Below are 12,664 nucleotides of genomic sequence, written 5' to 3' on the forward strand. Positions count from 1 at the left end.
TGGTACAAAATAAGTTCTGTTCATCGTTGAGAGCAATTTTTATGCCGGTGGATAAAGGTTGCATAATATTGGCAGAAAGGCTATTTTTTCTGCCAATATCATAAAAATCATCATATTCACTATGATGATTGTGTTTATCATTTTCGTAAAGATGGTCGCTGAATGTCCTGTAATCCTGCGAAGCATAACGCCAGGCGGCCACGCTAAAGCGAGTAGCCGTTTGCACTAGATATTTATTATAGGCAACCTGATAGCTCGTACCTTCGTGTGTTATATCATTATTTAACTTACTACTCGATCGGGTAGCGTCAAAAGAGATGGCACCCAGCGGTGTATTCCAACCATTTCCCAGGGTTATAGCATTATAGTTATCGGATAAAATCGTACCGCCATAAAGTGTCAAAAGATTGTTGAGGCCATATATATAATTTGCCTCGAGAAAGTCCTCCTGATTGTTTACACCATATATCTTACTGCGTCCGGCGATAAAATCGAAATTTGAAACACCTGGTTGCAGCATGTTGGGCACGGAAGAGTAGGGCACCAAAAAGGAACGAACACTACCATCTGCTTCTTTTATGCTGACATCGAGATCAGCGCCGCTGCCCGAAAGTTGCAAATCTGCGATAGTAAATGGTCCCGGAGGAACCTCTTTTTGGTAAATGATGTCGCCATTTTGCGAAACCGTTATCAATGCATTACTTTGCGCAATACCTTGTACTAAAGGTGTAAAGCTCTGCATGGAATCAGGTAACATTTGCATATCGCGAAATAAGCGTATTCCGCTAAATCGCAGAGAGTCGAATATGAGTGAGGATGTATAATTTTCTCCTATCTGAATTGTGCTTAATATTTGCGACCAGCCATGTTCCAGGTAAAGAGTATTACTTTGCCATGTGCCTTTCATATCATCAGGTTTGCTATAGCTGGCATCAGAGTGTATCTGCCAACTAAATAAATTTAATCCGCTGTTAAATCGGCCATAACTGGCTATATTACTGTTATTATTGCTGTCATAAGAGCGATACTGACTTAAATTATAGGAGGTATAAAAAGCATTAATGCCGCGATCCCAACTTTCTGGGGGAACGTAGCCTCTTTCAAGTTCAATGATATACGCCTGTGGGATCGTTAAATTTAGTCGGTGTTCACTGATATTGACCACCATGAACCGCTTCATCCAGTGAAATACAATTATCTTCTGTATTGATCTTATCGGTCTTTACCCCCAGTGTGGTTAGTAGCTCCTCAGGCAGACATGGTTTGGTTGGTGACTCTGGGATCATGATATCTTGTTTTCCACGCCACTGGTGGTTTACATAAACATCAAGTTCGTAGTTTCCTGGAAGCGGTTGTTTATTATCTAAATGATATTCAGAAACTTTTTCTCCTCTCATGCCGCCGATCATAAAGTGTGTATCAAAAGTTTCTTCAGCATAACCTGGAAAAGAATACAAAATAATAATTGCAGCGACCCATCGTGTCGTCCTTAACATGACTTTTACCTGTTATCGTGCGGCGATTTTACTATTGATATTATTCCCGTAATCATCAACTACCGTTAGTTCATACTCTGAGGCGTTGTTATTTTTTAATGTAATGTCGTTATTGGAAAATGGAGGTAGTAATATACTTTCATTATTAACTTTCACATTTTGGGCTTTGATAGTTGTAATCGTTATCCAGTTCGCTGTTTCATTGTTTATTGAGATGGCATTATCTTTCTTTTTGATATTTAATTGAGACAGGATTTTTTTATCTACCGGCGCTACTCCTTCGGGACGCCAAAATAACTTTATACGGTTTTGTAATGCAAGTTTAATTTTGTTTTTTCCAGCATTTTGTGGGTTGTTTGGAGGGATGTCCATAACATTTAGATAAAATAAACTTTCTTTATTGTGAGGTAAATTGTTTGGCATTTTTTTATTTTTAGTTGTTGGCCAGAACCTCCTGCTACACGACTTACTGGCGGAGTGAGAATAAATGGGACCTGAATTTTTTCTGGCGCGATAGTTGTGTTTCCATCATCGATCCATGCCTGAATCAAAGAGGCACTTTTGCTTTGATTCATTAACTGTACGAGAACTTCTCTGTTTTTTTCTGGATAGATAATACGCGTACCATAGATGACCACACCCGCATGAACAGGTAAAATAAAAAATGACATCAGCAATGCTGTTATAATTCTCATGTAATCACTCCGTAAATAATACCGGTAGCAGAGCTACCGGCATAAAAATTTTAATCTGCACTGATTTTAATCGTCACGGTTGACTCCACGGAGCCTTTTGTTACAGGATCGGTACTTGTACGCTCATATTGTGCATTTTAATTAAGAAAATATTGTCCAGAACCATTATCTTTCAGCGGTGTTTTTACACCTGGCAACATTCTTGTCATATTTCCATCACCGAGGAAAATGGCAAAGCCAACGTTTTCAGCAGTTCCTTTATTCAACGTAAAGTTATTAGCATCAAACTCTGAGGCTAATACTTCGATATTTGGTGCTGTATTGCCATCACACTGAATTTCTAAGTCATGAGCGGTTGAACCGGTTTTTAAAGTATAGATTTCATTATTAATAAGTTGATTCATTGCACTGGTTACAACATCTTCGACAACAATATCGGTTGTTGAATCACCATTAACAAAGTAACACGTTGTATCAACAACTTCTCCTCTAACGGTTAGTGTTCCTTGATCGACATCCTTGGCGAAGGTTGTTACGCTGAATATCAACGTTGTCGCCACGAACGGAATAATATACTTTTTCATAAATCATCCTTAATTGACTAGTATGGAAGGTTGCTCATTTTCAAACCTGATTATGTGATCAGGTTGTTACTATTTATATTAATGTTTAAGTTTTTAAATTTTTGATGTGATGTTGATGAAATGTTGAAAATTTAATATTCTTCGTTGCTCGCTTCTTTATAAAAGTTCTGGGGTTCACTCATTAGAGTGAAGAGTAGAATATTTGAGTGCATGTTTCAGGTTTTTTTATTTCTCTGCAGTGAATTAATATACATCAGATGTAATTTTATTCTGAATAACATCTTTCTTTGGGGGGGGGATCCTGATGAGGGATGTTTGTCATAAGGAACATACTTTCATTGATGCTCTGAAGGTATTTACTCATTTCCGGAGATGTTTTGTCGTAATCGTGCATATACTTACTCAATTCTTGATACACATCATTATTTAGCGTTACATTGTCGCGAACTAATGTTTGAACCAATGGAATCAAAATTTCGAAACGAGACGCTTTGTCATCAATACTTCCCAGTGTTTTGAATACTCCTGTATATATGTTACCTAAGTACTTATTGACAAGTTGAGTGGTCCATCGAACAGGCATAATATCTTCACAGAGAAGGTTTTTTATTTTTGTTTTAATGAAGAATACTCCAAATATATTACATTTTTTTAAGAAAAGATTATTTATTTCTCCATTGAAAAAGGTTGTGTTTGATAAGTCACTTTCAAAGCATGATATATTTGATAATATACAAGTGGAATAATAACCATATGTCAAGTTGCTCTTTTCTATCGTTAAGTTTGATAGCAATATTTTATGTATGTTAATATTTGGAGCAGTCAAGTACTGGATTTTTTGCTTGTTAAGTTCATAAATCTCCATGGATTTATTATAGGGTAATAAAAGTATAAATTCCTTTATATAATATCCGTCGTAAGAAAAGACAACATTAAATTTATTGGTGGTCATTTTTTCAGTTGTGCAGCAAGCTGTTTTTTGTATTAATTGATTAGTCGTAATTTTAAAAGATGATAATTTTTCACAAAGCTGTGAATATGCTGTGTTGCTAGTTTTAAAGTTCTGCCATGTTATATCTTGGTTAACATCGATGGATAAGTAAGGGATTTTTTGATATTGCCCATTGTATAACTCAGGGTATGTATTCATTTTAATTAGCTTTTTGAGTTCCTTGCTAAGATAACCTTTTTTCTTGTCTATTTCTCTGTATTTTCTGTCTAGCAAGGTATCCTGATGATCATAAAATGACTGAACTTTTTTGCAGGCTTCATAAAATATTTCAGGAGTATATAACTGATCGTATATTTCCTGATCGAAGTTTGTCTTTAAAAATTTAAGGAATTTGACATGGCAATCTTCTGATATCTTAATATCTTCAGTAATATATTCACTTGTGAAGTCATCAAAAACATCCAATCTAAGTAATGTGATGTTTTTGTCTTTTAAAAAAGAAAGTTGGATTGTGTGTTCTTGGACTTTACATCTATAAAAATGCGCATCTATCAAATTAGTCTGTTGAAATAAAAAATGAAGTGCTGGAGATATTTTAGGTAACTGTTGGCTTCTAAAAAAATCATCAAATAAAATAATTAACTCTGTTTTATACTCGCATAATATTTTTAATGAATTGTCTTTTCTTGTTTCCTTTATTGTTTCATTATCTGCTATATTTGATTTATAAAGATAATGTGGCAAAGTATATATACCATCTTTCATTATCAGTCCTTGAATTTGATGAGTTTTTTTATTAATTTATTTTAAAGTATATGTGATTACTATCAAAAATCGCTCATTAGTTTTTAATAAGTACATTATAAATAAGTATTTAACCTGTATTGATTGTGGTTAATAATTTATTAGATTTAATAAAGTGATATTTATGGATGGTTAAAGAGTATAGGAATTTAATTCAAAAATAGAGTGATCTTAAGTTTAAGACCTCAATATGTATCACGATCTCCACATTCTATGTAGGGGAGTCTGGAGATTGAGTAGATATTCTTATTCAGAATGTGTCAGCCGATGGTTCTGCGATTTTTAAGCCACGAAGAGTCCAGAGAGTGTAACGGCATGTCTGCAAGCACCTGCAACTTTTGACTCTCTGGCAATCGCCATTGTGTTCTCTCAGGCATCACAAAAGCCGCAGACATAAAAAAACCCGCTTGCGCGGGCTTTTTCACAAAGCTTCAGCAAATTGGCGATTAAGCCAGTTTGTTGATCTGTGCAGTCAGGTTAGCCTTATGACGTGCAGCTTTGTTTTTGTGGATCAGACCTTTAGCAGCCTGACGGTCCACGATCGGTTGCATTTCGTTAAATGCTTTCTGTGCAGCAGCTTTGTCGCCAGCTTCGATAGCTGCGTATACTTTCTTGATGAAAGTACGCATCATAGAGCGACGGCTTGCGTTGTGCTTACGAGCCTTTTCAGACTGAATGGCGCGCTTCTTAGCTGATTTGATATTAGCCAAGGTCCAACTCCCAAATGTGTTCTATATGGACAATTCAAAGGCCGAGGAATATGCCCTTTTAGCCTTCTTTTGTCAATGGATTTGTGCAAATAAGCGCCGTTAATGTGCCGGCACTCGTTACGTAGTGATGGCGCAGGATTCTACCAGCTTGCGTGGTGCGAATACAGCTTTTCCGCGATAAAAATTGCAGCAGGCGGTCTGTTTCTTCCCGTAATTTGCGGCATGGCAATGAAAAGCCACTTCTTTCTGATTTCGGTACTCAATCGCCGGTTAACCTTGACCGCTGTACAAGGTATACTCGGACGATTTTCACTGTTTTGAGCCAGACATGAAGCTGATACGCGGCATACATAATCTCAGCCAGGCCCCGCAAGAAGGGTGTGTGCTGACTATTGGTAATTTCGACGGCGTGCATCGCGGTCATCGCGCGCTGTTACAGGGCTTGCAGGAAGAAGGGCGCAAGCGCAACTTACCGGTGATGGTGATGCTTTTTGAACCTCAACCACTGGAACTGTTTGCTACCGATAAAGCCCCGGCACGGCTGACCCGACTGCGGGAAAAACTGCGTTACCTTGCAGAGTGTGGCGTTGATTACGTGCTGTGCGTGCGTTTCGACAGGCGTTTCGCGGCGTTAACCGCGCAAAATTTCATCAGCGATCTTCTGGTGAAGCATTTGCGGGTAAAATTTCTTGCTGTAGGGGATGATTTCCGCTTTGGCGCTGGTCGTGAAGGCGATTTCTTGTTATTACAGAAAGCTGGCGCGGAATACGGCTTCGATATCACCAGTACGCAAACTTTTTGCGAAGGTGGCGTGCGCATCAGCAGTACCGCTGTACGTCAGGCGCTGGCGGATGACAATCTGGCTCTGGCAGAAAGTTTACTGGGGCACCCGTTTGCCATCTCCGGGCGTGTGGTCCACGGTGATGAATTAGGGCGCACTATAGGTTTCCCGACGGCGAATGTACCGCTGCGCCGTCAGGTTTCCCCGGTGAAAGGGGTTTATGCGGTAGAAGTGCTGGGCCTCGGTGAAAAGCCGTTACCCGGCGTTGCAAACATCGGAACACGCCCAACGGTTGCCGGTATTCGCCAGCAGCTGGAAGTGCATTTGTTAGATGTTGCAATGGACCTGTATGGTCGCCATATACAAGTAGTGCTGCGTAAAAAAATACGCAATGAGCAGCGATTTGCGTCGCTGGACGAACTGAAAGCGCAGATTGCGCGTGATGAATTAACCGCCCGCGAATTTTTTGGGCTAACAAAACCGGCTTAAGCCTGTTATGTAATCAAACCGAAATACGGAACCGAGAATCTGATGAGTGACTATAAATCAACCCTGAATTTGCCGGAAACAGGGTTCCCGATGCGTGGCGATCTCGCCAAGCGCGAACCGGGAATGCTGGCGCGTTGGACTGATGATGATCTGTACGGCATCATCCGTGCGGCTAAAAAAGGCAAAAAAACCTTCATTCTGCATGATGGCCCTCCTTATGCGAATGGCAGCATTCATATTGGTCACTCGGTTAACAAGATTCTGAAAGACATTATCGTGAAGTCCAAAGGGCTTTCCGGTTATGACTCGCCGTATGTGCCTGGCTGGGACTGCCACGGTCTGCCGATCGAGCTGAAAGTAGAGCAAGAATACGGTAAGCCGGGTGAGAAATTCACCGCTGCCGAGTTCCGCGCCAAGTGCCGCGAATACGCTGCGACCCAGGTTGACGGTCAGCGCAAAGACTTTATCCGTCTGGGCGTGCTGGGCGACTGGTCGCACCCGTACCTGACTATGGACTTCAAAACTGAAGCCAACATCATCCGCGCGCTGGGCAAAATCATCGGCAACGGTCACCTGCACAAAGGCGCGAAGCCGGTACACTGGTGCGTTGACTGCCGTTCTGCGCTGGCGGAAGCGGAAGTTGAGTATTACGACAAAACTTCTCCGTCCATTGACGTCGCTTTCCAGGCGGTCGATCAGGATGCGCTGAAAGCAAAATTTGCCGTAAGCAACGTTAACGGCCCAATCTCGCTGGTGATCTGGACCACCACGCCGTGGACTCTGCCTGCCAACCGCGCAATCTCTATTGCACCTGATTTCGACTATGCGCTGGTGCAGATCGACGGTCAGGCTGTGATTCTGGCAAAAGATCTGGTTGAAAGCGTAATGCAGCGTATCGGCGTGACCGATTACACCATTCTCGGCACGGTAAAAGGTGCGGAGCTGGAGCTGCTGCGCTTTACCCATCCGTTTATGGGCTTCGACGTTCCGGCAATTCTTGGCGATCACGTTACGCTGGATGCCGGTACCGGTGCCGTTCATACCGCGCCTGGCCACGGCCCAGACGACTATGTGATCGGTCAGAAATACGGTCTGGAAACCGCTAACCCGGTTGGCCCGGACGGTACTTATCTGCCGGGTACTTACCCGACGCTGGATGGCGTTAACGTCTTCAAAGCGAACGACATCGTCGTTGCGCTGCTACAGGAAAAAGGCGCGCTGCTGCACGTTGAGAAAATGCAGCACAGCTATCCGTGCTGCTGGCGTCACAAAACGCCGATCATCTTCCGCGCTACGCCGCAGTGGTTCGTCAGCATGGATCAGAAAGGTCTGCGTGCGCAGTCACTGAAAGAGATCAAAGGCGTGCAGTGGATCCCTGACTGGGGCCAGGCGCGTATCGAGTCGATGGTCGCTAACCGTCCTGACTGGTGTATCTCCCGTCAGCGCACCTGGGGCGTACCGATGTCACTGTTCGTGCACAAAGACACGGAAGAGCTGCATCCGCGTACCCTCGAACTGATGGAAGAAGTGGCAAAACGCGTTGAAGTTGATGGCATTCAGGCATGGTGGGATCTTGATGCGAAAGAGATCCTCGGCGACGAAGCTGACCAGTACGTGAAAGTGCCGGATACGCTGGACGTATGGTTTGACTCCGGATCTACCCACTCTTCTGTTGTTGACGTGCGTCCGGAATTTGCTGGTCACGCAGCGGACATGTATCTGGAAGGTTCTGACCAGCACCGTGGCTGGTTCATGTCTTCCCTGATGATCTCCACCGCGATGAAAGGCAAAGCGCCGTATCGTCAGGTACTGACCCACGGCTTTACCGTGGATGGTCAGGGTCGCAAGATGTCTAAATCCATCGGCAACACCGTTTCGCCGCAGGACGTGATGAACAAACTGGGCGCGGATATTCTGCGTCTGTGGGTGGCATCAACTGACTACACCGGTGAAATGGCCGTTTCTGACGAGATCCTGAAACGTGCAGCCGACAGCTATCGTCGTATCCGTAACACTGCACGCTTCCTGCTGGCAAACCTGAACGGTTTTGATCCGGCAAAAGATATGGTGAAACCGGAAGAGATGGTGGTACTGGATCGCTGGGCCGTAGGTTGTGCGAAAGCGGCACAGGAAGACATCCTCAAGGCATACGAAGCATACGATTTCCACGAAGTGGTACAGCGTCTGATGCGCTTCTGCTCCGTTGAGATGGGTTCCTTCTACCTCGACATCATCAAAGACCGTCAGTACACCGCCAAAGCGGACAGCGTGGCGCGTCGTAGCTGCCAGACCGCGCTGTACCACATCGCGGAAGCGCTGGTTCGCTGGATGGCACCAATCCTCTCCTTCACCGCTGATGAAGTGTGGGGCTACCTGCCGGGTGAACGTGAAAAATACGTCTTCACCGGCGAGTGGTACGAAGGCCTGTTTGGTCTGGCAGACAGTGAAGCGATGAACGATGCGTTCTGGGACGAGCTGTTGAAAGTGCGTGGCGAAGTGAACAAAGTCATTGAGCAAGCACGTGCCGACAAGAAAGTGGGTGGCTCGCTGGAAGCGGCAGTAACCTTGTATGCAGAACCGGAACTGGCGGCGAAACTGACCGCGCTGGGCGATGAATTACGATTTGTCCTGTTGACCTCCGGCGCTACCGTTGCAGACTATAACGACGCCCCTGCTGATGCTCAGCAGAGCGAAGTACTCAAAGGGCTGAAAGTCGCGTTGAGTAAAGCCGAAGGTGAGAAGTGCCCACGCTGCTGGCACTACACCCAGGATGTCGGCAAGGTGGCGGAACACGCAGAAATCTGCGGCCGCTGTGTCAGCAACGTCGCCGGTGACGGTGAAAAACGTAAGTTTGCCTGATGAGTCAATCGATCTGTTCAACAGGGCTACGCTGGCTGTGGCTGGTGGTAGTCGTGCTGATTATCGATCTGGGCAGCAAATACCTGATCCTCCAGAACTTTGCTCTGGGGGATACGGTCCCGCTGTTCCCGTCGCTTAATCTGCATTATGCGCGTAACTATGGCGCGGCGTTTAGTTTCCTTGCCGATAGCGGCGGCTGGCAGCGTTGGTTCTTTGCCGGTATTGCGATTGGTATTAGCGTGATTCTGGTAGTGATGATGTATCGCTCGAAGGCCACGCAGAAGCTGAACAATATCGCTTACGCGCTGATTATTGGCGGCGCGCTGGGCAACCTGTTCGACCGCCTGTGGCACGGCTTCGTTGTCGATATGATCGACTTCTACGTCGGCGACTGGCACTTCGCCACCTTCAACCTCGCCGATACTGCTATCTGTGTCGGTGCGGCACTGATTGTGCTGGAAGGTTTTTTACCTTCGAAAGCGAAAAAACAATAATAAACCCTGCCGGATGCGATGCTGACGCATCTTATCCGGCCTACAGATTGCTGTGAAATCGTAGGCCGCATCCGGCAAAAATCCTCAAAATATAAGAGCAAACCTGCATGTCTGAATCTGTACAGAGCAATAGCGCCGTCCTGGTGCACTTCACGCTAAAACTCGACGATGGCACCACCGCCGAGTCTACCCGCAACAACGGTAAACCGGCGCTGTTCCGCCTGGGCGATGCTTCTCTCTCCGAAGGTCTGGAGCAACACCTGCTGGGGCTGAAAGTGGGTGATAAAACCACCTTCTCGCTGGAGCCAGATGCGGCGTTTGGCGTGCCGTCACCGGACCTGATTCAGTACTTCTCCCGCCGTGAGTTTATGGATGCAGGCGAGCCAGAAATTGGTGCAATCATGCTTTTTACCGCAATGGATGGCAGTGAGATGCCTGGCGTGATCCGCGAAATTAACGGCGACTCCATTACCGTTGATTTCAATCATCCGCTGGCCGGGCAGACCGTTCATTTTGATATTGAAGTGCTGGAAATCGATCCGGCACTGGAGGCGTAACATGCAGATCCTGTTGGCCAACCCGCGTGGTTTTTGTGCCGGGGTAGACCGCGCTATCAGCATTGTTGAAAACGCGCTGGCCATTTACGGCGCACCGATATATGTCCGTCACGAAGTGGTGCATAACCGCTACGTGGTCGATAGCCTGCGCGAGCGTGGGGCTATCTTTATTGAGCAGATTAGCGAAGTCCCGGACGGCGCGATCCTGATTTTCTCCGCACACGGTGTTTCTCAGGCGGTACGTAACGAAGCGAAAAGCCGTGATTTGACGGTGTTTGATGCCACCTGTCCGCTGGTGACCAAAGTGCATATGGAAGTCGCCCGTGCCAGCCGCCGTGGTGAAGAGTCTATTCTTATCGGTCACGCCGGTCACCCGGAAGTGGAAGGGACGATGGGTCAGTACAGCAACCCGGAAGGGGGAATGTATCTGGTCGAATCGCCGGACGATGTGTGGAAACTGACGGTCAAAAACGAAGAGAAACTCTCCTTTATGACCCAAACTACGCTGTCGGTGGATGACACGTCTGATGTGATCGATGCGTTGCGTAAACGCTTCCCGAAAATTGTCGGGCCGCGCAAAGATGACATTTGCTACGCCACCACTAACCGTCAGGAAGCGGTACGCGCTCTGGCAGAACAGGCGGAAGTAGTACTGGTGGTTGGTTCAAAAAACTCTTCCAACTCCAACCGTCTGGCGGAACTGGCCCAGCGTATGGGCAAACGCGCGTTTTTGATTGACGATGCGAAAGATATCCAGGAAGAGTGGGTAAAAGGCGTGAACTGCGTCGGCGTGACTGCGGGCGCATCGGCTCCGGATATTCTGGTGCAGAATGTGGTGGCACGTTTGCAGCAGCTGGGCGGTGGTGAAGCCATTCCGCTGGAAGGCCGTGAAGAAAACATTGTTTTCGAAGTGCCAAAAGAGCTGCGTGTCGATATTCGTGAAGTCGAGTAAAGATTAATCATTCAAAACCAGCACATTCGTTGCTGGTTTTTTTTAGCTGTACTCTTCTGCGGAGGCAAGGATGATGAGCAAGATAGCTTATGGATTGGCGGGATTTTTGGCTTTTGTATTTTGTTTGGGAGCGGCCAATGGCGCTTCGCAGCTTGAATTTCCGTTCTGGGATCGAAATTATTCCGGGACGATTGCGGGTAAGCAGGTAAGTGTCGATATCACGCGGATTAACAACGACCTTCATGGTAGCTATTGCTATGAACCCTGCAATCAGAGAAAAATGCGATTAATTCTGCGTGGATCTCTCCAGGTTAAGCGGTTGCTTCTTGAGGAGCGCGCACAGACACTTTCTGGTCAATGGGATGCTGAAGTTTCACCGATTGAGATAAAAGGAGTATGGACTTCAGCCGATAAAAAACACCATTTCCCCATTGCGCTTCACTATAACAAACCCAAAAACGATCCGGGCATTGATCTGGTGCTGGTGGCGGAAGTGAATGACGATTACGACCCTTCCAAAGCGATCGACTGTAATAATGTTCCGGTCATTTCAGCAATAAAATTATATCGTGATGGGAAACCGATACAGACCTTATATACTGCTTCTATCGGCACTTGTAGCATTTTTACGCCTCAATGGAAGGATGTTAATTTTGATGGTTATCCGGATCTTTCCATTCCGCAAGAGTTACCCGCTGGACCCAATATCCCCGAACAAACCTGGCTTTACGATCCCTCAACACAACGTTTTGTTGATGCGCCTGCGTCTTATCAGGAAATCACCTCGCCGGAGCCAGATGCAGAATATAAGCAGATCGTCAGCCATTGGCGAGGAAGCTGCTGTAGTCACGGGGTTGACGTTTATCGCTGGAAGGGGAAAGAGGTTGAATTGATCGAGAGAGGTTCAAGTTATCTTCAGCCCGTGCTAAGCAAAGGTAAAATGTATACCTGCTACGTAATTCCTTCCTATCACGATGGCCGCATTTTTTATCTGCAGGAACGTAAGAATGGTCATCTGACGCCGACTTTTACTGATGTGAAGGGGTGTGAGCCATTTCAGTTAACCACGGATATCCGCACAGTCATTCAGTCAGAGAAACCAGGTATGAAGCCGGAATCCATTGAAATTCAGTGGCAGGAAGATAAAGCGTCTCCAGGGGAATTTTGCCCGCTAGTACCGTTTGTTGAAGGCGATAAACTTAGCCCGCGTCTGGTGACGAATAAAGATATTTCGGATATCTGTATCAGCCGCGATGAGTTCAAAGCCATGAGCAAGTAACAAGCCAGGAGA

At 45.7% G+C, this 12,664-nt stretch carries 9 protein-coding genes and 3 pseudogenes; 7 read left to right on the forward strand and 5 right to left on the reverse strand.

Features of this window, described 5'->3' with window-relative positions:
- Positions 1-40 precede the first annotated feature (40 nt).
- The 5 genes and pseudogenes from FQZ95_RS11105 to rpsT all read right to left on the reverse strand — a co-directional run.
- Positions 41-1,496, reverse strand: a pseudogene (locus tag FQZ95_RS11105) (fimbria/pilus outer membrane usher protein); the annotation flags it as partial.
- A gap of 12 nt (positions 1,497-1,508) precedes the next feature.
- Positions 1,509-2,191, reverse strand: a pseudogene (locus FQZ95_RS11110) (fimbria/pilus periplasmic chaperone).
- Positions 2,192-2,241: 50 nt separating this feature from the next.
- Positions 2,242-2,775 (reverse strand): annotated as a pseudogene (locus tag FQZ95_RS11115) (fimbrial protein).
- Between the two features lie 265 nt (positions 2,776-3,040).
- Positions 3,041-4,492: a pentapeptide repeat-containing protein gene (locus FQZ95_RS11120; protein WP_160530189.1), complete on the reverse strand. Its 1,452-nt coding sequence runs from the start codon at positions 4,490-4,492 to the stop codon at positions 3,041-3,043.
- 485 nt (positions 4,493-4,977) lie between these two features.
- Positions 4,978-5,241 (reverse strand): 30S ribosomal protein S20, encoded by a 264-nt coding sequence (gene rpsT / locus FQZ95_RS11125; protein WP_001274021.1) that lies wholly within the window; start codon positions 5,239-5,241, stop codon positions 4,978-4,980.
- 102 nt (positions 5,242-5,343) lie between these two features.
- On the opposite strand from rpsT, the gene FQZ95_RS11130 reads away from it, so the two are divergent.
- From FQZ95_RS11130 to FQZ95_RS11160, 7 genes are all read left to right on the forward strand, one after another.
- Positions 5,344-5,562, forward strand: a complete 219-nt coding sequence (locus FQZ95_RS11130; RefSeq protein WP_001353471.1) for a DUF2575 family protein — start codon at positions 5,344-5,346, stop codon at positions 5,560-5,562.
- A 7-nt stretch (positions 5,563-5,569) separates the two neighbouring features.
- On the forward strand, positions 5,570-6,511 hold the full coding sequence (ribF, locus tag FQZ95_RS11135) for a bifunctional riboflavin kinase/FAD synthetase (RefSeq protein ID WP_000767324.1): 942 nt from the start codon (positions 5,570-5,572) through the stop codon (positions 6,509-6,511).
- Positions 6,512-6,553: 42 nt separating this feature from the next.
- Positions 6,554-9,370, forward strand: coding sequence for an isoleucine--tRNA ligase (gene ileS, locus FQZ95_RS11140; protein ID WP_001286856.1), 2,817 nt, complete (start codon positions 6,554-6,556; stop codon positions 9,368-9,370).
- Positions 9,370-9,864, forward strand: coding sequence for a signal peptidase II (gene lspA / locus FQZ95_RS11145; RefSeq protein WP_000083381.1), 495 nt, complete (start codon positions 9,370-9,372; stop codon positions 9,862-9,864). Before ileS ends, lspA begins: the two co-directional genes overlap by 1 nt.
- 107 nt (positions 9,865-9,971) lie before the next feature.
- Positions 9,972-10,421: an FKBP-type peptidyl-prolyl cis-trans isomerase gene (fkpB, locus tag FQZ95_RS11150; protein ID WP_000004655.1), complete on the forward strand. Its 450-nt coding sequence runs from the start codon at positions 9,972-9,974 to the stop codon at positions 10,419-10,421.
- A gap of 1 nt (position 10,422) precedes the next feature.
- Entirely contained in the window at positions 10,423-11,373 is a 951-nt protein-coding gene (gene ispH, locus FQZ95_RS11155; RefSeq protein WP_088541462.1) for a 4-hydroxy-3-methylbut-2-enyl diphosphate reductase, read from the forward strand.
- A gap of 73 nt (positions 11,374-11,446) precedes the next feature.
- Entirely contained in the window at positions 11,447-12,652 is a 1,206-nt protein-coding gene (locus tag FQZ95_RS11160; protein ID WP_105271205.1) for an XAC2610-related protein, read from the forward strand.
- Positions 12,653-12,664: the final 12 nt, after the last annotated feature.

This window comes from Escherichia sp. HH41S, from assembly GCF_009820115.1.
Taxonomy (GTDB): Bacteria; Pseudomonadota; Gammaproteobacteria; order Enterobacterales; family Enterobacteriaceae; genus Escherichia; species Escherichia coli_F.